General features: G+C 62.5%; 26 protein-coding genes. 14 read left to right on the plus strand and 12 right to left on the minus strand.

Annotation, left to right across the window (positions count from 1 at the left end; genetic code table 11):
* The 4 genes from AC1DYW_RS32275 to AC1DYW_RS32290 all read left to right on the plus strand — a co-directional run.
* Positions 1–364 (plus strand): cobalamin-dependent protein (locus tag AC1DYW_RS32275; RefSeq protein ID WP_477228872.1); only part of this gene is annotated, 364 nt, incomplete at its 5' end.
* 99 nt (positions 365–463) lie between these two features.
* On the plus strand, positions 464–1,573 hold the full coding sequence (locus AC1DYW_RS32280; RefSeq protein WP_477228873.1) for a mandelate racemase/muconate lactonizing enzyme family protein: 1,110 nt from the start codon (positions 464–466) through the stop codon (positions 1,571–1,573).
* A 197-nt stretch (positions 1,574–1,770) separates the two neighbouring features.
* Positions 1,771–2,250 carry a DUF3828 domain-containing protein gene (locus AC1DYW_RS32285; RefSeq protein WP_095085912.1) on the plus strand — a complete coding sequence of 160 codons (480 nt, stop codon included), beginning with the start codon at positions 1,771–1,773 and terminating at the stop codon, positions 2,248–2,250.
* Between the two features lie 5 nt (positions 2,251–2,255).
* Positions 2,256–2,864, plus strand: a complete 609-nt coding sequence (locus AC1DYW_RS32290; protein WP_477228874.1) for a hypothetical protein — start codon at positions 2,256–2,258, stop codon at positions 2,862–2,864.
* Positions 2,865–2,974: 110 nt separating this feature from the next.
* On the opposite strand, the gene queF is transcribed toward AC1DYW_RS32290, so the two are convergent.
* Together queF and AC1DYW_RS32300 are read right to left on the minus strand one after the other, a co-directional pair.
* Complete coding sequence (queF, locus tag AC1DYW_RS32295; RefSeq protein WP_095086672.1) at positions 2,975–3,436, minus strand: preQ(1) synthase; 462 nt, start codon at positions 3,434–3,436, stop codon at positions 2,975–2,977.
* 238 nt (positions 3,437–3,674) lie between these two features.
* Positions 3,675–4,082: a hypothetical protein gene (locus AC1DYW_RS32300; protein ID WP_477228875.1), complete on the minus strand. Its 408-nt coding sequence runs from the start codon at positions 4,080–4,082 to the stop codon at positions 3,675–3,677.
* Between the two features lie 114 nt (positions 4,083–4,196).
* Between AC1DYW_RS32300 and AC1DYW_RS32305 the strand changes: the two genes are divergently transcribed.
* Complete coding sequence (locus AC1DYW_RS32305; protein WP_477228876.1) at positions 4,197–4,625, plus strand: MarR family winged helix-turn-helix transcriptional regulator; 429 nt, start codon at positions 4,197–4,199, stop codon at positions 4,623–4,625.
* 7 nt (positions 4,626–4,632) lie between these two features.
* Here the strand turns inward: AC1DYW_RS32305 and AC1DYW_RS32310 are convergent, their stop codons facing one another.
* Positions 4,633–5,340 carry a polysaccharide deacetylase family protein gene (locus tag AC1DYW_RS32310; protein ID WP_477228877.1) on the minus strand — a complete coding sequence of 236 codons (708 nt, stop codon included), beginning with the start codon at positions 5,338–5,340 and terminating at the stop codon, positions 4,633–4,635.
* A gap of 210 nt (positions 5,341–5,550) precedes the next feature.
* The gene (locus tag AC1DYW_RS32315) at positions 5,551–7,620 is read right to left on the minus strand and encodes a putative bifunctional diguanylate cyclase/phosphodiesterase (protein ID WP_477228878.1); all 2,070 of its coding nucleotides are present in this window, start codon (positions 7,618–7,620) and stop codon (positions 5,551–5,553) included.
* 310 nt (positions 7,621–7,930) lie between these two features.
* On the opposite strand from AC1DYW_RS32315, the gene AC1DYW_RS32320 reads away from it, so the two are divergent.
* Together AC1DYW_RS32320 and tdh are read left to right on the plus strand one after the other, a co-directional pair.
* Positions 7,931–9,118: a glycine C-acetyltransferase gene (locus AC1DYW_RS32320; protein WP_457151996.1), complete on the plus strand. Its 1,188-nt coding sequence runs from the start codon at positions 7,931–7,933 to the stop codon at positions 9,116–9,118.
* A gap of 52 nt (positions 9,119–9,170) precedes the next feature.
* Positions 9,171–10,205: an L-threonine 3-dehydrogenase gene (tdh, locus tag AC1DYW_RS32325; protein WP_040584004.1), complete on the plus strand. Its 1,035-nt coding sequence runs from the start codon at positions 9,171–9,173 to the stop codon at positions 10,203–10,205.
* Between the two features lie 49 nt (positions 10,206–10,254).
* Here tdh and AC1DYW_RS32330 read toward each other — a convergent pair whose 3' ends face one another.
* The gene (locus AC1DYW_RS32330) at positions 10,255–10,692 is read right to left on the minus strand and encodes a MarR family winged helix-turn-helix transcriptional regulator (protein ID WP_477228910.1); all 438 of its coding nucleotides are present in this window, start codon (positions 10,690–10,692) and stop codon (positions 10,255–10,257) included.
* Positions 10,693–10,782: 90 nt separating this feature from the next.
* Here AC1DYW_RS32330 and hmgA point away from each other — a divergent pair, with 90 nt between their 5' ends.
* From hmgA to AC1DYW_RS32355, 5 genes are all read left to right on the plus strand, one after another.
* Entirely contained in the window at positions 10,783–12,096 is a 1,314-nt protein-coding gene (hmgA, locus tag AC1DYW_RS32335) for a homogentisate 1,2-dioxygenase (RefSeq protein ID WP_477228879.1), read from the plus strand.
* The gene (locus AC1DYW_RS32340; protein WP_477228880.1) at positions 12,093–12,962 is read left to right on the plus strand and encodes an MBL fold metallo-hydrolase; all 870 of its coding nucleotides are present in this window, start codon (positions 12,093–12,095) and stop codon (positions 12,960–12,962) included. Before hmgA ends, AC1DYW_RS32340 begins: the two co-directional genes overlap by 4 nt.
* A gap of 91 nt (positions 12,963–13,053) precedes the next feature.
* Entirely contained in the window at positions 13,054–14,067 is a 1,014-nt protein-coding gene (locus tag AC1DYW_RS32345) for a fumarylacetoacetate hydrolase family protein (RefSeq protein ID WP_477228881.1), read from the plus strand.
* A 4-nt stretch (positions 14,068–14,071) separates the two neighbouring features.
* Positions 14,072–14,365, plus strand: coding sequence for a hypothetical protein (locus AC1DYW_RS32350; RefSeq protein WP_477228882.1), 294 nt, complete (start codon positions 14,072–14,074; stop codon positions 14,363–14,365).
* Positions 14,362–14,904: a DinB family protein gene (locus AC1DYW_RS32355; RefSeq protein WP_477228883.1), complete on the plus strand. Its 543-nt coding sequence runs from the start codon at positions 14,362–14,364 to the stop codon at positions 14,902–14,904. Before AC1DYW_RS32350 ends, AC1DYW_RS32355 begins: the two co-directional genes overlap by 4 nt.
* A 52-nt stretch (positions 14,905–14,956) precedes the next feature.
* Here the strand turns inward: AC1DYW_RS32355 and hppD are convergent, their stop codons facing one another.
* Positions 14,957–16,069: a 4-hydroxyphenylpyruvate dioxygenase gene (hppD, locus tag AC1DYW_RS32360; protein ID WP_477228884.1), complete on the minus strand. Its 1,113-nt coding sequence runs from the start codon at positions 16,067–16,069 to the stop codon at positions 14,957–14,959.
* 137 nt (positions 16,070–16,206) lie between these two features.
* Here hppD and AC1DYW_RS32365 point away from each other — a divergent pair, with 137 nt between their 5' ends.
* The gene (locus tag AC1DYW_RS32365; protein ID WP_477228885.1) at positions 16,207–16,674 is read left to right on the plus strand and encodes an Lrp/AsnC family transcriptional regulator; all 468 of its coding nucleotides are present in this window, start codon (positions 16,207–16,209) and stop codon (positions 16,672–16,674) included.
* A 51-nt stretch (positions 16,675–16,725) separates the two neighbouring features.
* Positions 16,726–17,064 carry a hypothetical protein gene (locus tag AC1DYW_RS32370; protein ID WP_477228886.1) on the plus strand — a complete coding sequence of 113 codons (339 nt, stop codon included), beginning with the start codon at positions 16,726–16,728 and terminating at the stop codon, positions 17,062–17,064.
* A 20-nt stretch (positions 17,065–17,084) separates the two neighbouring features.
* Here AC1DYW_RS32370 and AC1DYW_RS32375 read toward each other — a convergent pair whose 3' ends face one another.
* The 6 genes from AC1DYW_RS32375 to aztA form a co-directional block, all read right to left on the minus strand.
* On the minus strand, positions 17,085–17,423 hold the full coding sequence (locus tag AC1DYW_RS32375) for a protein tyrosine phosphatase family protein (RefSeq protein ID WP_477228887.1): 339 nt from the start codon (positions 17,421–17,423) through the stop codon (positions 17,085–17,087).
* A 68-nt stretch (positions 17,424–17,491) separates the two neighbouring features.
* Positions 17,492–17,929: a DUF6691 family protein gene (locus AC1DYW_RS32380; RefSeq protein WP_477228888.1), complete on the minus strand. Its 438-nt coding sequence runs from the start codon at positions 17,927–17,929 to the stop codon at positions 17,492–17,494.
* Between the two features lie 4 nt (positions 17,930–17,933).
* The gene (locus tag AC1DYW_RS32385; protein WP_477228889.1) at positions 17,934–18,356 is read right to left on the minus strand and encodes a YeeE/YedE family protein; all 423 of its coding nucleotides are present in this window, start codon (positions 18,354–18,356) and stop codon (positions 17,934–17,936) included.
* A 153-nt stretch (positions 18,357–18,509) separates the two neighbouring features.
* The gene (gene aztC, locus AC1DYW_RS32390) at positions 18,510–19,451 is read right to left on the minus strand and encodes a zinc ABC transporter substrate-binding protein AztC (protein WP_477228890.1); all 942 of its coding nucleotides are present in this window, start codon (positions 19,449–19,451) and stop codon (positions 18,510–18,512) included.
* A gap of 28 nt (positions 19,452–19,479) precedes the next feature.
* Complete coding sequence (gene aztB / locus AC1DYW_RS32395; protein WP_095085859.1) at positions 19,480–20,355, minus strand: zinc ABC transporter permease AztB; 876 nt, start codon at positions 20,353–20,355, stop codon at positions 19,480–19,482.
* On the minus strand, positions 20,355–21,173 hold the full coding sequence (aztA, locus tag AC1DYW_RS32400) for a zinc ABC transporter ATP-binding protein AztA (protein ID WP_477228891.1): 819 nt from the start codon (positions 21,171–21,173) through the stop codon (positions 20,355–20,357). Before aztA ends, aztB begins: the two co-directional genes overlap by 1 nt.
* Positions 21,174–21,239: the final 66 nt, after the last annotated feature.

A 21,239-nucleotide genomic window follows, 5' to 3' on the forward strand; every position in this document is an offset into this window, starting at 1 on the left:
GGGCGACATCCACGACATCGGCAAGAACCTCGTCGGCATGATGATGGAAGGTGCCGGCTTCGACGTCATCGACCTCGGCATCAACAATGCGGTCGAGAAATATCTCGATGCGATCGAACAGCACCAGCCCGACATCATCGGCATGTCGGCACTGCTGACCACGACCATGCCCTACATGAAGGTCGTCATCGACACGATGAAGGAAAAGGGCATCCGCGACGATTATGTCGTGCTGGTCGGCGGTGCGCCGCTGAACGAGGAATTCGGCAAGGCTGTCGGCGCCGACGCCTATTGCCGCGACGCCGCGGTGGCGGTCGAGACCGCCAAGGACTTCATGAAGCGCAAGCACAACGTGCGGACTTGAGCACAGCAGTTCGATCCATGTTTGTGACCGAGAACGCCGCCATGCACCCGGATGGCAAGATGGCCAGAATCGCTTGGCACGAAGGGGGCTGAGGTCCGTATGCGCATCGAGTCGATCAAAGTCTATCAGGTCCTTCTGCCTGTCAAAGGCGGCGCCTACCGGATGGCTAGCGATACCGTGCAGACTCTGGATAGCACACTCGTTGAAGTGACCACCGAGGACGGACTGTCAGGCTGGGGTGAGACGTGCCCGGTCGGCCCTGTTTATCAGCCCCAACATGCTCTGGGTGCGCGAGCGGCAATTGCCGAAATAGCGCCTGGACTCGTTGGTGAGGACACTGCGTCCATGCGCCGCCTCGCGAAAAGAATGGACGAGCGGTTGAACGGTCACAACTATGCCAAGGCGGCCTTGGACATAGCTCTCCTCGACCTCGCCGGCCTGCGGCTGGGTGTTCCGGTTTCAACACTTCTGGGCGGGGCGCTCACCGATCGTGTGCCGTCTTACTACTCGACTATTGTCGGTGCACCGGACGAGACGGCGCGTATTGCCGTCGACAAGGTCAAGGCCGGATACCCACGACTTCAGATCAAGATAGGCGGACAGGATCTCGAGCAAGACGTCGCCACCGTGCACAAGGTATGGGAAGTGGTTGGCTTCAAGGCCCGGATAGCCGTCGACGCCAATCGTGGCCTCACCGCCGCTGCGGCGTTGCACGTCGATCGGCTTTGCCAGGCAATCCCGTTCGTGTTCGAACAGCCTTGCAACACCATGGAGGAAGTCGCCAGTCTCAAGGGACGCGTGACCCATCCGGTCTACCTCGATGAGAATACCGAGGATTTGAATGCCGTCCTGCGGGCAGTTTCTTCAGGTATCGCGGACGGATTCGGATTGAAGGTCACCCGCCTTGGTGGCCTCACCAAGATGGTCACGGTCCGCGACCTGTGTGCGATACGATCGCTCCCGCACAGCTGCGACGATGCCTGGGGTGGGGACGTCATCGCCGCGGCGTGCGTGCACCTCGCCGCTACCGTCGAGCCGAGCCGTTTCGAGGGCGCCTGGATCGCGCAGGAATACATCGAAGGGCATACCGACCCGGTAAACCCCGTCGTCATCGAAAACGGGCATATAAGCGTCCCGCAGATGCCAGGGCTCGGTGTCAAGCCTGAGCGCTCCCGGCTCAAAGCGCCTGTCGCGACTTTCGGAGGCTGAGGATCCTGTGATGTTCGTGGCGATTGTATCTGCCGGTATCGTCGGCAGTTAACCGCGGAAGTGCTTTTGCGAACCTCCAGAATGTCTGGCGGGGCGCCTGGGGGCTGGCGCTGCGGGACTTCATGAGCCGCAAAAAAGTCGATATGCAGGATGTGTGGTATTGATAGCGTCAAGCCATCAAAAGCCGGAGACCCTGCATGCGACTGACAGTGCTCGTTGCCGCCCTTTCGATAGCCTTGCCCGCGGCTGCCTTCGCCGGACCAGCGTCCGATGCGGTGAAGTTCTTCTATGTGCCGGCGGTCAAATTCGAGGCTGACGAGCAATACCGGGATCGGTTTACCGAGCCGGTGACGAACCTGTTCAACCTGAACGACCAGGCAACGAAAAAGAACCCGGACGAGGTCGCCTGCATCGATTTCGATCCTGGCCTGGATGCGCAGGACTTCGATCAGAAGACTGTCTCGAAAACGCTGAAACTGTCCGAGAAGCTGGATGGTGACACCGCCGAGGTTACAGCCTCCTTCAGCCTCTTTGCGGAAGGCGATGACTCCAAGCGTGACATGGTCTGGTCGCTCAAGAAGATCGACGGCAAATGGAAGATATCGGACATTGCCTCCAAGACCAGCGACTGGAAGCTCAGCGCGCTGGAATGCGTGGCCGGCCAGACGCCGGAGTGAAGGCGATGGTCCGTCGCCGGATCCTGGCACTATCGGCCATGTGCCTGCTGGCAGCGGGTCCGAGCGGCGCCGCCGCGCAAGGGCTGTTCGGTGCGCCGCCGGCAAACGCGCCGGCCGACACCGCTCCGGGCGACAGCGGAGCGCCACCTGCAAATGCGCCCGGCGGTGCTGTGGAACCCGCAACGCCACCAGTTGCATGGCCGCCCAGCGAGCCCGCCGCCCCCGTCCAGCCGGGATCGCCGACAGCGGTGGTGCGGCCATTTTACGATCAGGTCGGGCTCGAACTCGATCCGGCGCAGCGCGGCCATTTCATCGATCCGGCGAAAACCGTTCTCGACAAGAGCGACGCCTTGCGCAAATCGGGACAGGGCGAATGCCTCGACCCCAACATGGCGCTCGACAACGCGAACTATGACAAAGCCGAGATCGACAAGAGCCTGAAGACGCTTGAAGCGATCAATGGCGACAAGGCCAAGGTCATTGTCGCCTTCGTTGTCGCCGGCAACCCGCACCGGCTGGAATGGAAGTTCAGCAAGGTCGACGGCGACTGGAAGATATCGGACCTGTTGTCGGTGACCGGCGAATGGGCGCTCAGCCAATATCAGTGCGAATGAGCGGGAGACCAAAAGCGCGTTGTTGAAACGGATTCAGGCGACGCGCTTTAAGTCTTTGTTCCTATATTTGCCGTTGCCTCAAAACCGGCGTCAATTTTGGGTGGCATGCATCAGCCGCGCCCGCGATAGGGCGCCACTCCGGTATCGGGCAACCAGGCGCCTTCCGGCGGCGCGCCGGTCTGCCAGAACACGTCGATCGGAATGCCGCCGCGCGGGAACCAGTAGCCGCCGATGCGCAGCCACAGCGGCTTGGTTGCCGCCACGATGCGGCGGCCGATCATGACGGTGCATTCTTCATGGAAGGCGCCGTGGTTGCGAAATGAGGTCATGAACAGTTTCAGCGACTTCGATTCCACCAGCAGCGCATCGGGGGCGTAGTCGATGACGATATGGGCGAAGTCCGGCTGGCCGGTGACCGGGCACAGCGAGGTGAATTCCGGGCAGGTGAAGCGCACGATTGCGGGCGGGCCGTCGCCGCGCGTAAACGGCACGGTCTCCAGCACCGCCTGATCGGGGCTCTGGGGGGTCTCGACGTGTGCGCCGAGCTGGGTAAGGTTCTTGGTGACGGTCATGGGCAACATTCCTTCGAATTTGCCGCTCATTAGCACCGGACCGAAAAGGACGCAGCGGTTTTCGGACGAATCCGATGATTAAATAGGATCTGAACCATCGGACCGAAAAGTGCCCCGGCATCGTTGGTGGCGCGCGGTCGGCCCTGCGTACGAGAGCCCGTGTACGTCGGTCAGGCCGCGCGCCCGCACGTCATTGGCTTGTCGCCAGACAACGTACGATTCTGTGAGTTACTGCTTCTCAGACCATCCTGGCGACGGCCATGCAGAGCACGGTCACGACCAGCAGCCGCGCGGCAATGCGCTCGCCCGTCGCCATTCTGGCGCGCAGTTGCGTTTCGGTTTCCGCACTTGCGCCGGCAAGCCGCCGGCTGGGCGCCCTGACCATGGCGCCGAGCACGCCCGCGGCGGCGAAAGCGGTCAGGATGCCAAGCGCCAGCACCATTTCCATCGAGCCGAAATAGGCGCCGTGGAAGAAATACCAGAGCAGCGCTCCGGTCAGGAAAACCATGCCGGCCGCACCCATTTGCGGCTGGATGAAGCGCTCGGCACGGATATCGGGATCGCGCGCCAGCGTGATCGTCGTGCCTGCCCAGAATACGCCGGCCATGACGTGAAGGCCGATAACGACGATGTAGACGTACTGCATGACCGGGTCTCCTCTTTCGTCCGCCATTGGTATAGTTAGATATCTAATGGTTAGGTGTCAATGTATAAACCATGGCCAGTTCCATCGGCCTTTCCCTTGTTCTAGTGTCTGGCAATGACGCCCTTTGAACGCCCGCCAGTCGGCATGAATCTCGGCCGTACCGCCAAGCTGGTTGCCCAGGCTTTTGACGCTGCCCTGGTCGAGGCTGGCGGCACGCTGCCTGTCTGGCTCACTCTGCTGTCGGTCAAGTCGAGCAAGCTTGCCAACCAGCGCGAGCTCGCCGGCATGATCGGCATCCAGGGCGCGACGCTGACCCACCATCTCAACGCGATGGAGACGCAGGGCCTGCTGACGCGCCGCCGCGATCCCGTCAACCGCCGGGTTCACCTGGTCGAACTGACCGATGCCGGAGAAGCGATGTTCGAGACATTGCGCAAGGCAGCGCTAGTTTTCGACAAGCGGCTGCGGGTGGGGTTGTCCGACGAGCGCTTGGCGGAGTTCGCACAAGTGCTGGCGGCCTTGCGGGGCAATGTGGAAAGCTAGGGCAGGCTCAGTCGTCGTAGCTCTGGATTGCGCCAAAGGTGTAGCGGCGCAGCTTCAATGCGGTGATCAGGTTGGTCAGCTTGGTCTTGCCGTCGAAACTGTCCTGGAACATCTCGTCATGCATCAGCAGGATCAGCTTGTGCGGCTTGACGAAGCGGCCGTAGCCGAACAGGTGATCGATCTCGCTGACCAGATGGTCGACGCTCTGCACCGGCTCGCCGCTGTCCTTGTGCACCCATTCATGGTCCCAGCCGTAGAGATAAAAGCCTGAGGCCGCGACAAACTCATAGTCGGGCTCCTCGCGGCCTTCCTGGGCCAGGCCAAGCGAAGTGTCGTTCTTCGACATCGAGGGCAGCCTGAACACGTCGCGCCCCGGCAGCCGCGCGTGCACCACCGGCTTCAAGCCGAGCACCGCGTTTGCCCGCATCATGTCGGCGACGACGCCTTCGGTGTCGGCGTAGTAATGCTGGTAGCGGTTGTTGGCGTGGCTGTAGCTGTGGTTGCCGAGCGTAACCAGCGGAAGCTGTTTGGCGCGCTGGACGAGTGCCCTGTTGGCGGCGCTCGCTTGCGCATGCATGCCGACCATGAACATGGTCGCCGGAACCTGTTCGGCTTCCAGCACGTCGAGGATGTTGCTGGTGCCGTTCAGCGGGCCATCGTCAAAGGTGAGATAGATTGTGCGATCCGCCCCATGGGCGGGGAACGCAAGAATCAACAGTGCCGCCAGGACAATCCGAAACGGTGTCATCACCCGCACTATCAGGTTGCGATGACGACAGGCCGCCATGTCCACAACGGCTTGTCAAGGCGTGCGGTGCATGTCGCCCAAAAATGCGCAGCGGTTTTGGGGCAACGACATGGAGAAAACAGAGAGACAAAGCGCGTCGGATGTCTCCGCTCGAGCGCGACGCGCTTTGTGCAGCGCCTACGCCAGGCTTCCCTGCAGCACCGTCAGCCTGGCCTTCTTCGGCATGCGGGCCGTCAGCCATTCCAGCGCCTTGTCGTGCGGCATCGGGAAGGCGATGGAATAGCCCTGCACCTGGTCGCAGCCGATCGCCATCAGCGAATCGAGCTCGGCCTCGGTTTCAGCACCTTCGGCAACGATCGAAATGCCAAGGCCCCGCGCCAGCTCGGTGATGGCGCGCACGATCTTCGAGTTGTCGCCATTCTCATGGATGTTCTGGACGAAGCGGCGGTCGATCTTCAGCCGGTCGATCTCGTTGGGGTTGACATGGCTGAGCGAGGCATAGCCGGTGCCGAAATCATCGAGTTCGAGATGGACGCCGGCTGCCCTGATATGGCGCAGCTTGGCGGCGATGCCGGTCTTCTCGTCGTCGAGAATGACGGACTCGACGATTTCCAGCGACAGTTTCTGCGGCGGCAGCCCAGCCTTCTCCAGCGTCTCGAACAGGAACGCATCGAAGTCGTGCTCGCGCAGTTCGGTGCCTGAAACATTGACGGCAAGCCGCCCAAAGGCAATGCCGGCGCGGTTCCATTCGGCGGCTTCGTTGATCGCCTTGCTGATGACGATGCGGCCGATCTCGGGCATGAAACCGCATTTCTCGGCGACCGGAATGAATTCGCCGGGCGAGATCATGCCGCGCTCGGCATGGTTCCAGCGCACCAGCGCCTCGATGCCGCTGATCGTGCCGTCGGTCAACGAGACCTGCGGCTGGAAATAGACCTGGAACGCCCGGTCCGCGATGGCGATCTTGATGTCGTGCTCGAGCTGCTTGCGATAGTCGAGCTCGCGGCGCAACTCTTCGGAGAAGAACGAGAAGTTGCTGCCTCCCAGCTTCTTGGCGGAGTACAGTGCCAGGTCGGCGTGGACCAGCAGGTCCTGCGCATTGTCGGCGTCGACCGGGTAGACGGCGATGCCGGCGCTGGCGCCCGGAAGAATGGTCGTGCCGTGGAAGATGATCGGCTCGTTGATGTGGGCCAGGATACGCCGCGCCAGCATGTTGATGTCTTCGGTGCCGCCGGCGCCGCCGAGGATCATGACGAACTCGTCGCCGCCCAGGCGTACGCACAGGTCCGATGCCCGGCAGGAATCGCGCATGCGCTGCGCCGTGACGACCAGCACATAGTCGCCGGCGGCGTGGCCGAGCGTATCGTTGATCTGCTTGAACCGGTCGAGGTCGAGCTGGACGACGGCAAGCCGCTCACGACGCCGTTGCGAGCCCTTGATCAGCGTATCGAAATGATCGGTCAGGAACGTGCGGTTGTGCAGGCCGGTGAGGCCGTCATGCACCGCGATGAAGGCCATGGAATTGCGTGCGTCGATCAGCTCATGCGTCTTGCGCAGGATGGCGTTCGACATCGGCCTGAAGATGAACAGCGCCACCAGCACGATCACCCCGAGGGTGGCGTAGAACAGCGTGCGGTGAAGTGCGAGCAGCTTCTCGGCGCGCTCGTCGGCATCGGCGCTGATGCGCTGGCCAAGCGCTGCGTAGCCCGACAAGGTCGCGTTGGCGACAGAGGCATCGAGATTGACGCGCTCGCCGCTGCCCTTGTAGCCGTCACTGGCGCCCGTCAGCTGGGATTCAAAGGATGAAATCAGCCGCTTGCCATTGGCGACGAGGCCTACCGAGAAATAATCGAGATGGAACGGCTTGGCGAACAGCACGCTCTCGGTCGATTTCGGGTCCAATCGGGCAGGGGACATCGGGTCGGCGTTGGTCTGCTCAAGCAGCAGATCGTAGTTCGTCTCGAACTCCGCCGTCGCCTGCTTGAGAGCGCTGACCAGCGCCGGCTGCTTGTCACGCGAACCAGAACTCGTTGCGCCGGCAAGGAAGACGATGCGCTGCGACAGCGTCTTTTGCGTGCTTACGATGTCGAGCAAGGTGTTGTTGTGCTGCTGGGTGGCCATCATCTGCTGCAGCAGGATGAAGGAAGCTATCACCATGGCGGCGATGATCAGCAGGGCCAGCCAGTAGCCAGCCTTGATCAGCAGTATGAGCTTGCCTGAAACGGTTTGCACCGGCTGCTGCGACATGTTGTGGGGCGGCCCTCTCGCCAACGGATTCTTGTTGCGAGGACCATTGGCTTGCAAACGTTAACAGGTCTGGAAATCGACAGCCGGACGGCGAGGGGGAAACGCTTAAAGATCGCGAAATGGTTATCGGCTGGTTTCGCGCTGTGTCGGCATTTGAGCGGTCGTCGGCCAGCACTGTTGTCGTGACGTCGCTTCCGCGGCCGCACGACGATGCATATCGGGGCCGCATGCCCACCGATCCGGTCGTTTTTGCGATGGATTTTTCGCGCGGGCCGGACGACAGTCGGCCCACATCAAACGAGGCCCGATCATGACCGCAGCATTTCTCTCTCACATCGACAGCGAACTCGCGGGGCTCAAGTCGGCCGGCCTCTATAAATCCGAGCGGGTGATCTCTTCGACCCAGTCGGCGCAGATCGAGGTCGGCGGCCAGAAGGTGCTTAATTTCTGCGCCAATAACTATCTCGGCCTCGCCGATAGCGCCGACCTGCGTGCGGCGGCCAGCCAGGCGCTCGACCGCTATGGCTACGGCATGGCCTCGGTGCGCTTCATCTGCGGCACGCAGGAGGAACACAAGCAGCTCGAGGCGACGATTTCATCCTTCCTCGGCCTGGAGGACACCATCCTCTACGGCTCCTGCTTCGACGCCAATGGCGGCCTGTTCGAGACACTCCTCGGCGAGAACGATGCGATCATTTCCGATGCGCTGAACCACGCCTCGATCATCGACGGCGTGCGGCTGTCGAAGGCAAAACGCTTCCGCTACGCCAACAACGACATGGCCGACCTCGAAGCGCGGCTGAAGGAGGCGAAGGATTGCCGCTTCCGGCTGATCGCCACCGACGGTGTGTTTTCCATGGATGGCATCATCGCCAATCTAAGGGGTGTCTGCGACCTCGCCGACAAATACGATGCCATGGTGATGGTCGATGACAGCCATGCGGTCGGCTTCGTCGGCCAGAATGGCCACGGCTCGGCCGAGCATTGCGGCGTCGAGGGCAGGGTCGACATCATCACCGGCACGCTCGGCAAGGCGCTCGGCGGTGCATCCGGCGGTTACACATCGGGCAAAAGCCAAGTGGTCGACTGGCTGCGCCAGCGCTCGCGGCCCTATCTCTTCTCCAACACGCTGATGCCGGCGATCGCCGGCGCCTCGATCAAGGTGTTCGACCTGATCCGCAATGGCGACGCCTTGCGCGAACGCCTATATGCGAATGCGGCACGGTTCAGGTCGCAGATGGGCAAACTGGGCTTCACGCTGGCCGGGGCCGATCATCCAATCATTCCGGTGATGCTGGGCGACGCGACGCTGGCGCAGGAGATGGCGGCGCGCATGCTGAAGCGTGGCATCTATGTCATCGGCTTTTCCTTCCCGGTGGTGCCGAAGGGCCAGGCACGCATTCGCACGCAGATGTCGGCGGCGCACTCCAGCGCCGACATCGACCGCGCGGTCGAGGCGTTCGGCGCCGTCGGGCGCGAACTCGGGGTGATTTCCTGAAAGGCCGAAGTCGCAAAGCGATTCCGGAACAAGAGATTCAAGGGATAAAGGCATGTCGAACATGATGAAGGCGCTGGTGAAGGCCAAGGCCGAACCGGGCATCTGGATGGAAGAGGTGCCGGTGCCGGAGATCGGCCCCAACGACGTGCTGATCAAGGTCAGGAAGACGGCGATCTGCGGCACCGACGTCCACATCTACAATTGGGACCAGTGGGCGCAGAAGACCGTGCCGGTGCCGATGGTGACGGGCCATGAATTCGTCGGCACGGTTGCCGATTTCGGCGCCGCGGTCACCGAATACAAGGTCGGCCAGCGCGTGTCGGGCGAAGGCCACATCGTCTGCGGCCACTGCCGCAACTGCCGCGCGGGCCGGGGGCATCTCTGCCGCAACACGCTCGGCGTCGGCGTCAACCGCCCCGGCGCCTTCGGCGAGTATCTGGCGATCCCGCAGCACAACGTCGTGCCGATCCCCGACGACGTGCCGGACGAGATCGCCGCGATTTTCGATCCGCTCGGCAATGCGGTCCATACCGCCCTGTCCTTCGATCTGGTCGGCGAGGATGTGCTGGTCACCGGGGCCGGCCCGATCGGCATCATGGGCGCGCTGGTGGCGCAATGTGTCGGCGCGCGCAAGGTGGTCATCACCGACATCAACCCGGTGCGGCTGGCGCTGGCGAAAAAGCTTGGCGTGCAGCACGTCGTCGACGCCTCGAAGGAAAAGCTGCGCGACGTCATGCCGGTGCTCGGCATGACCGAGGGTTTCGACGTCGGTCTCGAAATGTCGGGGGCGGCGCCCGCCTTCCGCGACATGATCGACACGATGAACAATGGCGGCAAGATCGCCATTTTAGGCATTGCGCCCACCGGCTTCGAGATCGACTGGAACAAGGTCATCTTCAAGATGCTGCATCTCAAGGGCATCTACGGCCGCGAGATGTTCGAGACCTGGTACAAGATGATCGCGCTGGTGCAGGGCCCACTCGATGTTTCCGGGCTGATCACGCATCGCATCGGCATCGACGACTTCCAGACCGGCTTCGATGCAATGCGCAGCGGCAGTTCCGGCAAGGTGGTGATGGACTGGTAAGGCGCCGAGTAAAGAGGCGCAGCGATCCTTCGCGCCGACCGCTAGCGATCTAATTCTTGCCCAACGCTTGCTCCAGCGCGGCCAATCCTACCCCGATTGCCATACGCTCGTTGACAGTCAACTTTTCCAGCAATTCCCGCTCGAACGCCTTCGCCAGCGGCACCATCTCACGATATGCCGCGAGCCCCGCCTTGGTCAGGGTCAGATGCTCGACGCGGCGGTCGTTTTCATCGGGAGTGCGCGTCAGCCAGCGCCGTCGTTCGAGTTCGGCGACAGCGCGCGACACCTTGGTCTTGTGCATGGCCGATTGCACGCCGAGTGCTGTCGCGGTCATCGTGCCGTGCTGGCCGAGCCCCGAAAGGGTGCGCCATTCAGGCCGGGTCAGGCCATGACTGTCCTTGTATATCCCCGCGAATTCCCGGCTGACCACGTCGGCCAGGCGATAGAGCCGGTAGGGAAGGAAGTTTTCCAGGTCGAGGATTTCCATGGTTGCACATCCGGCAGAAGCATTGGCATTGATAGTTACATTTTCGATGGTTACAAATGAAACCAGTTTGGTCAATTCCGGGAGGAAGCGATGGCCTTTTCCTACATGCCGGGCTTCGGCAACGACTTCGAAACCGAAACCTTGCCCGGCTCGCTGCCGCAGGGACGGAATTCGCCGCAGCGGCCGGCCTATGGCCTCTATGCCGAGCAGCTTTCCGGTTCGCCGTTCACCGCGCCGCGCGGCACCAATGAGCGCTCCTGGCTCTATCGGATCCGTCCGAGCGTGAAGCACACCGGCCGCTTCAAACCGGCTGACTATCCGTTGTGGAAGAGCGCTCCCAATGTCGGTGATCACGAGCTGGCGCTCGGCCAGTACCGCTGGAACCCGGTGCCGATGCCGAAGGAGCCGACCGATTTCATCGCCGGCATGCGCAGCATCACAACCGCCGGCGACGTGCTCGGGCAAACCGGCATGGCGGCCCACGTCTATGTCGCCAACCGCTCGATGGCCGACGATCATTTCTTCAACGCCGACGGCGAGTTGCTCATCGTGCCGCAGGTCGGCGCTTTGCGCTTCGTCACCGAAATGGGCGTCATCGAGCTTCGGCCCGGCGAGATCGCCGTGCTGCCCCGCGGGCTTGTCTTCAAGGTCGAGCTGGTCGATGCCGAAGTGCGTGGCTATGTCTGCGAGAACTATGGCGCCAAGCTGACCTTGCCGGACCGTGGCCCGATCGGCGCCAATTGCTTGGCCAATCCGCGCGATTTCAAGACGCCTTGCGCCTGGTTCGAGGAGAAGGAGACACCGTGCCGGCTGACGGTGAAATGGTGCGGCAACTTCCATGTGACCGAGATCGGCCACTCGCCGCTGGACGTCGTTGCCTGGCACGGCAACTACGCACCCTATAAATATGATCTGGCCACCTTTTCGCCGGTCGGCGCCATCCTCTTCGACCATCCCGATCCGTCGATCTTCACCGTGCTGACGGCGCCCAGCGGCGAGGAAGGCACCGCCAACATTGACTTCGTCATCTTCCCGCCGCGCTGGCTGGTGGCGGAGGATACGTTCCGGCCGCCCTGGTATCACCGCAACATCATGAGCGAATTTATGGGCCTGATCCACGGTCAGTACGACGCCAAGGAGGAAGGCTTCGTTCCCGGCGGCATCAGCCTGCACAATCTGATGCTGGCCCACGGCCCGGATGCTCCTGGCTTCGAAAAGGCCTCGCGCGCGGACCTGAAACCGGTCAAGCTCGACAACACCATGGCCTTCATGTTCGAGACCCGTTTTCCGCAGATGCTGACCCGCTACGGCGCCGAACTGGAAACCCGGCAGGACAATTACATCGACTGCTGGGCCGACCTGAAGAAGCGCTTCAACGGCACGCCCGAGGGCGACTGGTCTTGAGCGGCGAGCCGATACCGGACCGGCTGGTGCTTTTGGGCTCGAAGGGCGGCCCGGCGCTGCGGCCGGGTGGCCCATGGCCGAGTTCGTCGCTGCTGCAGATGGGGGGCCGCGGTATTGTCGTGGACTGCGGACTTGGCGTAACGCGGGGTCTCGTCGACGCCGGAATTGGGCTGAAGGCACTCGACCTGATCTTCATCACGCATCTGCATTCCGACCATGTGCTGGAACTCGGGCCGCTGGTCCACACCGCCTGGACGGCCGGTCTGGCCTCGCCCGTCAGCGTGTACGGTCCGCCCGGCACCGGCCATTACTGGCGGCGCTTTTGTCAGGCTATGGAATTCGACATCGAAATCCGCATCGTCGACGAAGGCCGGCCGGATATTCGCGAGCTGGTTTCGATCAACGAATTCACCGAAGGCTTGATTGTCGAGCAACACGGCCTCGAGGTTTCAGCGCTGCGCGTCGACCATCCGCCGGTGACCGACTGCTTTGCGCTGCGCTTCGAGCATGGCGGGAAAGGCGTGGTGTTCTCCACCGATACGGCCTTTTTTCCGCCGCTCGCTGATTTTGCCCAAGGCGCCGACATCCTCGTCCACGAAGCCATGCTGGAGGAAGGCATAGAGCGGCTGGTGGCCAAAACCGGCAATGGCGCGCGGCTGCGGGAACATCTGCTCGCCAGCCACAGCTTTGCCGAGGAGGCCGGGCGCATCGCCAGCGATGCCGGCGTGAAGAGGCTGGTGCTCAATCACCTCATTCCGGCCGACGATCCCGGAATCGGCGAGGCCGACTGGATCGCCGCTGTCAGGAAAACATGGGCCGGCGACTTGACGATCGCCAGCGACGGCCTTGTTGTGGAGTTCGCATGACCCTGAAAAGTGGAAACCGCTTTTCGCTGGAGAGAATGCGTAAGACAAAAATCCAAAGCGGCGCCAAGGCCGTAACAGGAGAGGAAACCGCATGAAGCTTGCCACACTGAAGGATGGGACGCATGACGGAAAACTCGTCGTCGTCTCGCGCGACCTGACACGCTTCACCGACGCCTCGTTCCTGGTGCGCACCCTGCAGGCAGCGCTCGACGACTGGCGGCGCATCGCCCCGCACCTCGCGACAATAGCGGAATCGCTGGAGAACAACGCGGTGCCGTCGGAGCGCTTCCACGAGCATGACGCGCACTCACCGCTGCCGCGTGCCTATCAATGGGCCGATGGCTCGGCCTATGTGAACCATGTCGAACTGGTGCGGAAAGCGCGTGGCGTCGAGATGCCGGCGAGTTTCTGGACCGACCCGCTGATCTACCAGGGCGGCTCGGATTCCTTCATCGCGCCGCGTGATCCGATCCGCATGGCCGACGAGGCCTTCGGCATCGACATGGAGGGGGAAGTCGCTGTCATTGTCGACGATGTACCTATGGGCGCCAGCCTGGATGAGGCACGCGCCGCAATCCGGCTGGTGATGCTGGTCAACGACGTGACGCTGCGCGCGCTCACCGGGCCGGAGCTCGCCAAGGGTTTCGGCTTCTTCCAATCAAAGCCGTCCTCGGCGTTTTCACCTGCCGCGGTGACGCCCGATGAATTGGGCGACGCCTGGGATGGCGGCAAGGTCAGCCTGCCGCTGCTCGCCGACCTCAACGGCAAGCCGTTCGGCCGGGCCAATGCGGGCGTCGACATGACCTTCGATTTTCCGGCCCTAATCGTCCACGCCGCAAGGACGAGGCCGCTGGTATCAGGTACGATCATCGGTTCCGGCACCGTCTCCAACAAGCTCGACGGCGGACCAGGCAAGCCTGTCTCGGCCGGCGGCGCCGGCTATTCCTGCATCGCCGAACTGCGCATGATCGAGACCATTGTATCAGGCGCGCCCAAAACGCCGTTCCTGCGCTTCGGCGACACGGTGCGCATCGAGATGAAGGACAGGACCGGTCATTCGATCTTCGGCGCCATCGAGCAGAAGGTCGAGAAGTACGAGAGGTGAGGGAATGACGGGGGAAGCATTCTATCTGCTGGCGGGCGTCTGGGCGCTTGCCATACTGGCCGTGTTCATCCTGGCGATCCGGTTGAGCTACCGCATCGAGGCGCGCTCGCCGGACCTGACCAACCGCAGCGGCTTTCCGCGCAAGGCGATGATGTTCCACACCATCACCAACATGAAAGTCGCGCGGGACGCCGAAACGCAAGGCTTGCGGCGGCGCATGAACAGGCTGCTGCTGATCGTTCTCGCCGGATTTGCGGTTATGTGGGCGGGTCTGTATCTGGTGCGGTCCGCCGGATGAACCTGCTGGATCATCTGCGCCGCATGGCCGGCAACAATCTCTGGTCGAACGATCGGCTGTACCGTGCTGTTCTGCAGCTCAAGCCCGGCGAATTCGCAGCCGAACGCACCAGTTTCTTCCCGTCGATCGAGGCGACGCTCAACCACATCCTTGCGGTCGATCTTCTCTATCTCGATTTTCTCGAAGAGGGTGGCGTCGGTGCTGCCGCCCATGACGATTTTGTGCCCATCGACGAGCCGCAGGCGTTGTTTGCCGCACAGGTCGCCGCGGACCGTCGCCTGATCGCTTTTTGCGACCGGCTCTCGGCAGCCGATCTCGATCGTCAGGTCGTCACCGACCGGCGCAAGGACGGCATGATCCCCGAGCGCATCGGCGACATCCTCGCTCACGTCTTCCTGCATGACATCCACCATCGCGGCCAGGTGCACGCCATGCTTTCCGGCACGTCGGTCGCGCCGCCACAGCTCGATGAATTCCTGCTCGACTACGATATGAAGCTGAGGAAAGAAGAGGTCGAGCGGCTGGGCCTCAAGATCTGATTTGGCGCATGACCCGAAACCAGGGTCATGCGCTATCCGCTCGACCTGAAGCCTACTCCGCCGCCTGAACCTTGATCACGCCGCGCTTGATCTGGTCCTGCTCGATCGATTCGAACAGGGCGCGGAAATTACCCTCGCCAAAGCCTTCGTCGCCCTTGCGCTGGATGAACTCGAAGAAGATCGGCCCGATCACGGTTTTCGAAAAGATCTGCAGCAGGATCTTGGTCATGCCGCCGTCGACCACGCCTTCGCCGTCGATCAGGATGCCGTGCTTCTTCATGCGTTCGATCGGCTCGTCGTGGCCGTTCACGCGGTCATAGGACATGTCGTAATAGGTTTCCGGCGGGCCGGGCATGAACTTCAGGCCGTTCTCGGCCAGCCTGTCGGTGGCGGCGTAGATCTCGTCGGTCCCAACGGCAATGTGCTGGATGCCTTCGCCATTGTACTTCTTCAGATACTCGGCGATCTGGCTGGTCTCGTCCTTGGACTCGTTGAGCGGGATGCGGATCTTGCCGCAGGGCGAGGTGATGGCGCGGCTGACCAGACCAGTGATCTTGCCGTCGATATCGAAGAAATGGATCTGCTTGAAGCCGAACAAATTGCGGTAGAAATCCCACCATTTGTCCATCTGGCCGCGATAGACATTGTGGGTGAGGTGGTCGAGAAAATAGAAGCCGACGCCTTGCGGCCGCGGATCGCGCGCGCCGAGCCACTCGAACTCGGCATCATAGGCCGAGCCCTTCTTGCCATAGGTGTCGATGAAATAGAGCAGCGAGCCGCCAATGCCGACGATGGCCGGCACGTCGAGCGCCTTGTCTGTGCCTTCATAAGGCGTGGCGCCCTTGGCAACGGCGTGGTCGAAAGCGTGCTTGGCATCGACCACCCGCCAGGCCATCGATGCGGCACAAGGGCCGTGCTTGTCGGCGAACTTCATCGCATGTGAGCCCGGCTCGGCATTGACGACATAGTTGACGTCGCCCTGGCGCCAAACGGTGATGTCTTTCGTGCGGTGCTTGGCCACCGCGACATAGCCCATGCGGGTGAACAATTCGGCGAGCTTTTCGGGCTCCGGATGCGCGAACTCGACAAACTCGAACCCATCCGTGCCGGCGGGGTTGTCCTTGCTGATCTTGGCGGGCGGGGCGTCGTGCGGGAAGGGGCCCATGATAGTTCTCCGGATATGGCTTGGCCTGAAACGGCCACCTGACGCCATCATAGCGCGGAGCCGGCGCATGGTGCTTGCATTCGAACGCTTGAAATGATCAGTTCATGCGTAAAGCGTGCACGAAAGGGTAGAAATCCATGGACGAGACGCGCATTGATCAATTTGACCGCAAGATAATGGCGCTCTTGCAGGGCGATGCGGGGCTGACCAACAACGATTTGTCTGAGCGGGTGAACCTGTCGGCGTCACAATGCTCGCGCCGCCGCCAGCGGCTGGAGGAGGACGGCTATATCAAGGGCTATCACGCCGTGCTCGACCGCGACAAACTCGGTTTTTCCTTGGTCAACGTCATCTCGGTGACGTTAGCCACCCACAATCGCGACAACGCCAGGCGCTTCGGCGAACTGGTGGCGCGGCTGCCCGAGGTGCAGGAAGCGCACGCGTTGACGGGCGAGATGGACTACATCCTGAAAGTGGTGACGCCCAACCTGAAGTCGCTATCGGAATTCGTCAACGGCGTGCTGCTGCCACACGAATCCGTGCAGCATGTGAAGACGGCGATCGTGCTCGAGACGCTGAAGGAAACCGGCGCGTTGCCGATTTGAACATTCTTCGATTGGCCCGCGCTAAATGGAATTACCAACCTGCGGTGAACCATGTCCAACTTTCAGCTTGCCGGCATAATCCTCTTTCTGGTCGGGCTGGTGCCGTTCACGATCGGCGGCCTGATCTTCCTACGGTACGATTCCTCGAATTGGAACGCGTCGCTTTTGCGAGATACAAGTTGGTCATGGCGGGATCGCAAGATAGGTTTTGAGGGCATCCTGGCCCATCCGAAGTCCCGCTGGTGGTGCGGGATTGGCTTTTCAATCTGTATCTCGGGTTTTGTCTTGCTGGTCGTGAGCACGGTCCCACTCGCCGCGCTCGCGCCCTTCATCGCTCTTCTAGGGCTTCTTTTTGGCATCCGAAGCTTCGTCGCCAAGGGGCGCCAATAGGCTCACGCCGATCAGCCAATTCACCCTTTCGACTGCTGGATCAACCCATACAGATTGGTGCAGCGCGCGCCGGAGCGGCAATAGGCGAACACCGGGCCTTGGAGCTCGTCGAGCGCCTCGGCTTGATCCTCGACATTCTCGGCAGTGATCTGGCCGCTGATGACGGGGATGTAGCGGAAGGCCATGCCGGCGGCCTCGACCGCGGCTTTGAGCGTGTCGGCCGAAGGCTGGCCGGGCTGCTCGTCGTCGGGCCGGTTGCAGATGACGCTCTTGAAGCCGGCCTCCTTGATGGCGGTGACGTCTTCGGGCTGGATCTGGCCCGAGACCGAATAGGCCTCGCTGATCTCGCGGTATTCCATGGCTGTATCCTCGCAATCTGATTTGGCGAGAAGTCTTGCCACTCTCCGGCGGAACCGGCAACTACTTCCTATGCCGCAGCCGGCTGAGCAAGCCGTGACCTCGCGAAACGCGCCACGACGATGCCGGCGATCACCGCCGTGACAAAGATCGCCGTCGCGGAGGAGCCGAGACCAAGCGCGGGAATGGCGCCGCCGGGACAGAAGCCGGCGATGCCCCAGCCGATGCCGAAGACAGCGGCGCCGCCGGCCAGCTCCGCGTCGATGGTGCGCGTCGTCGGCAGGGCGAACGCGGTTTCGAACACCGGTGACTTACGGCGCCGGAATATCAGGCGGTAGCCGGCGAAGGCGACCGCAAGGCCACCACCCATGACGAAGATCAGGCTCGGGTCCCAGCCGCCGGCGATGTCGAAGAAGTTCAGCACCTTGGCAGGATTTATCATCCCGGACACGGCGATGCCGAGGCCGAAAATCCCACCGATCAGAAATGCCGAGACGAGCTTGTTCACGGGCTCAGCCTCCGATCACGTGGCGGATGATGAAGACGGTGACGAAGGCTGTGACCATGAAGATCGCGACGGCGACTATCGAGCGTGGCGATAGCCGCGCTATGCCGCAAATGCCGTGTCCGCTCGGGCAGCCGCCACCGAAATGCACGCCGATGCCGACCAGGAAGCCGCCACCGACAAGTGCCAGCGTCGACACGGGCACGCTGAAGGCGATGTGTCCGCCGACCGTCTGATAGAGAAGCGGCGCCGCCACGGCGCCGGCGAGAAAGGCGGCGCGCCAGCGCCATTCAGGCGAAAGCGGCGGAATGACGCCGGTCAGAATGCCGGTCATGCCGGCAATCCGCCCATGCAGTGCCATCAAGAGCACTGCCGACAGGCCAATAAGAGCGCCGCCAAGCAGCGACTGGAAAGGCGTAAAGTCTGTCATGTGATGCCGGCTTTTGATCCACGGTCGATCCGCGTCTTTGCGCAACTCGACAACATAGCGCAGATAGGCATTTCCGGCGCGGAATCCAGCTCAAACTGCCAGAGCGCAAAACAGACAGGCGGAGACCGGCTCCGCCTTTCCGGGGAGGGCGCGTCAGCTGCCGAGGATGGCGCCTTTGATCTGGCGGATGTTGTTGTGCATCATGTCGATATAGGTCGAGGCCGGGCCGTCGGGCTGCGACAGCGCATCCGAATAGAGCGTGCCGCCGACCTTGATGCCGGTCTCGCTGGCGATCTGCTCGATCAGGCGCGGATTGGTGATGTTCTCGACGAAGATCGCCGCCGCCTTGTCCTGCTTCACCTGATCGACCAGCCTGGCAACATCGGCGGCGGACGGTTCGGAGTCAGTCGAGATGCCTTGCGGGGCGAGGAAGGTCAGGCCGTATTCGTGCTCGAAATAGCCGAAGGCGTCATGCGAGGTGATGACGACGCGCTTCGCTTCGGGGATCGACTGGATCGCGGCCTTCACTTCGCCTTCGACCGCTTCGAGTTTCTTGGTGTAGGCGGCGGCATTGGTCTGGTAGCTGACGCAGCCGTCGGAGTCCGCGGCGCAGAAGGCTTCGGCGATGTTTGCCACATAGATCTTGGCATTGGCGATCGACTGGAAGGCGTGCGGATCGGTAACCGTCTTGCCGCCGCCGGTCCCGGCCCCTTCGGCGGCGTCGGCGTCGGCGAATTCAGGCTTGAAATCGATCGGCGTCACGCCCTTGGTCAAGGTGACGATCGAGGCCTTGGTGGCGCTGGCATCGACCAGCCGCTGCAGAAAACCCTCGAAATGCAGGCCGTTGACCAGCACGATGTCGGCCTTGGCCATCGCCACCGCGTCAGCCGGGCTCGGCTCGTAGACATGGGCATCGCCGTCCGGTCCGACGATGGTGGTGACATCGATGCGGTCGCCACCGACATTTTTGGCAAAATCGGCAATGACGGTGAAGCTGGCGACCACTTTCAGCGGTGCCGCGAAAGCCTGCGAGGCGCCGATGGCAGTTAATGTTATAACGCTCATCGCCAGGGCGGCACGGATCGATTTCAGCATGGACGGGTCTCCTTCTAGGGGCGGGGGATCAGGCCGTTCTGTGACGGTGATGGACGATGCGGGCGCGCAGGATGCCGCGCGTGCCGAACAGGATCGAGGCGAAATAGACCACGCCGGCCGACAGGATGATGGCCGGGCCGGACGGCAGCGACGCGTGATAGGACAGAAGCAGCCCGGCGATGCAGGAGGCAAAGCCGATCAGCACCGCCAGCACGCACATCGGCTCGACGCGCACGGTCCAGAAACGGGCAGCTGCCGCCGGCAGCATCATCAGTCCGACCGATAGAAGCGTGCCGAGTGCCTGGAAGCCGCCGACGAGGTTGAGCACGACGAGGCCGAGGAAGATGAAATGCACCGGACTGCCGAGCCGGCTGACCGAGCGCAGGAACAGCGGATCGAGGCATTCGGCGACCAGCGCCCGCCAGAAGATGGCGAGGCTGACCAGCGTCACCGCCACAATGCCGCCGATCAGCGTCAGCGCTTCGTTGTTGAGCGCCAGCACGGTGCCGAACAGCACATGCATGAGATCGACGCTGGAGCCGCGGATCGACACCATCAACACGCCGATGGCGAGCGAAATCAGATAGAAGGCTGCCATCGAGGCGTCTTCGCGCTGGATGGTGAAGCGCGAGACGGCGCCAGCGCCGAGCGCAACGATGACGCCGGCGATCAGCCCGCCAATGGTCATCGGCAGGATTTCCAGGCCGTAGAGCAGGAAGCCGGCGGCGGCGCCCGGCAAGATGGCATGCGCCATGGCGTCGCCAGACAGGCTCATGCGCCGCAGCATCAGGAACACGCCAACCGGGCAGGCGCCGAGCGACAGCATCAGCGAACCGATCAGCGCCCGCTGCATGAAGCCGAAATCGGCGAAGGGCGCGATGAAGAGACCGTAAAGCGTGTCCATCAGGCAGCCCTCGGTCCGGCACCGTGGTGATGGTCATGCCCGTGATCGTGGCCATGATGGTCGTGATCGTGGTCATGAGCATGCCCGTCCGGCTCGCACCAGGGCGCATTCTCTTCCCAGGCTTCGTGGAAGCGGCGGGCGCGCAACAGGTTCTCCGGCTTCAGCGTTTCCCTGGTCTCGCCCCAGGCAATCGGCTGGCGGGCCAGCAGCAGCGTTTCGGGGAAATTCTGGCGCACCAGGTCCAGATCGTGGACGACGACCAGGATGGTGCGCTCTTCGCCATGCCAATGCTTGATCAGCGCGATCAGGTCGCCGACCGTCTTGGCGTCGACCGCGTTGAACGGCTCGTCGAGCAGGATGAGGTCAGCGTCCTGCAGCAGCACTCGCGCAAACAACGTGCGTTGCAACTGGCCGCCTGACAGCGTGTCGATCGGCCGCTTTTCGAAGCCGCCGAGACCGACGGCCATCAGCGCCCGGCTGACGGAATCGCGATCTTCCCTGGTATGGCGGCCGAGCAGGCCACGCCGCGGCCACAGGCCGAGCGAGACCAGGTCAACCACCCGCGCAGGGAAGGAGCGGTCGAGCTCCGACTGCTGCGGCAGATAGGCGGCACGCACGCCGGGCGCGCGGATGACTTCGCCGGCCATCGGTTTCAGGACGCCAACAATGCCTTTCATCAGCGTCGATTTGCCCGAACCGTTGGCGCCGACCACGGCAGTCAGCGAGCCTTTGCGAATCTTGCCGTCAAGATGATGGATCGCCGGGTGGCTGCCGTAGCCAAGCGTCAGGTCGCGGAAGGTCAGGCAGGTATTTGTCATTCTGCGATCCGTGAGGGCAGCGAAAACCGGCTGCTGGTAGCGGCCGATTGGATATGTGATGTTATT

The organism is Mesorhizobium sp. P2_D5, assembly GCF_056404355.1.

Coding starts and splice junctions, on each gene's coding strand:
- aztB (WP_095085859.1), bottom strand. CDS start 20,355: ATGGACACGCTTTACGGTCTCTTCATCGCGCCCTTCGCCGATTTCGGC.
- aztA (WP_477228891.1), bottom strand. CDS start 21,173: ATGACAAATACCTGCCTGACCTTCCGCGACCTGACGCTTGGCTACGGC.
- AC1DYW_RS32320 (WP_457151996.1), top strand. CDS start 7,931: ATGACCGCAGCATTTCTCTCTCACATCGACAGCGAACTCGCGGGGCTC.
- AC1DYW_RS32305 (WP_477228876.1), top strand. CDS start 4,197: ATGACGCCCTTTGAACGCCCGCCAGTCGGCATGAATCTCGGCCGTACC.
- AC1DYW_RS32300 (WP_477228875.1), bottom strand. CDS start 4,082: ATGCAGTACGTCTACATCGTCGTTATCGGCCTTCACGTCATGGCCGGC.
- AC1DYW_RS32355 (WP_477228883.1), top strand. CDS start 14,362: ATGAACCTGCTGGATCATCTGCGCCGCATGGCCGGCAACAATCTCTGG.
- AC1DYW_RS32365 (WP_477228885.1), top strand. CDS start 16,207: ATGGACGAGACGCGCATTGATCAATTTGACCGCAAGATAATGGCGCTC.
- AC1DYW_RS32280 (WP_477228873.1), top strand. CDS start 464: ATGCGCATCGAGTCGATCAAAGTCTATCAGGTCCTTCTGCCTGTCAAA.
- AC1DYW_RS32385 (WP_477228889.1), bottom strand. CDS start 18,356: ATGACAGACTTTACGCCTTTCCAGTCGCTGCTTGGCGGCGCTCTTATT.
- AC1DYW_RS32350 (WP_477228882.1), top strand. CDS start 14,072: ATGACGGGGGAAGCATTCTATCTGCTGGCGGGCGTCTGGGCGCTTGCC.
- AC1DYW_RS32330 (WP_477228910.1), bottom strand. CDS start 10,692: ATGGAAATCCTCGACCTGGAAAACTTCCTTCCCTACCGGCTCTATCGC.
- AC1DYW_RS32315 (WP_477228878.1), bottom strand. CDS start 7,620: ATGTCGCAGCAGCCGGTGCAAACCGTTTCAGGCAAGCTCATACTGCTG.
- AC1DYW_RS32375 (WP_477228887.1), bottom strand. CDS start 17,423: ATGGAATACCGCGAGATCAGCGAGGCCTATTCGGTCTCGGGCCAGATC.
- AC1DYW_RS32345 (WP_477228881.1), top strand. CDS start 13,054: ATGAAGCTTGCCACACTGAAGGATGGGACGCATGACGGAAAACTCGTC.
- queF (WP_095086672.1), bottom strand. CDS start 3,436: ATGACCGTCACCAAGAACCTTACCCAGCTCGGCGCACACGTCGAGACC.
- AC1DYW_RS32285 (WP_095085912.1), top strand. CDS start 1,771: ATGCGACTGACAGTGCTCGTTGCCGCCCTTTCGATAGCCTTGCCCGCG.
- hmgA (WP_477228879.1), top strand. CDS start 10,783: ATGGCCTTTTCCTACATGCCGGGCTTCGGCAACGACTTCGAAACCGAA.
- AC1DYW_RS32290 (WP_477228874.1), top strand. CDS start 2,256: ATGGTCCGTCGCCGGATCCTGGCACTATCGGCCATGTGCCTGCTGGCA.
- tdh (WP_040584004.1), top strand. CDS start 9,171: ATGTCGAACATGATGAAGGCGCTGGTGAAGGCCAAGGCCGAACCGGGC.
- hppD (WP_477228884.1), bottom strand. CDS start 16,069: ATGGGCCCCTTCCCGCACGACGCCCCGCCCGCCAAGATCAGCAAGGAC.
- AC1DYW_RS32370 (WP_477228886.1), top strand. CDS start 16,726: ATGTCCAACTTTCAGCTTGCCGGCATAATCCTCTTTCTGGTCGGGCTG.
- aztC (WP_477228890.1), bottom strand. CDS start 19,451: ATGCTGAAATCGATCCGTGCCGCCCTGGCGATGAGCGTTATAACATTA.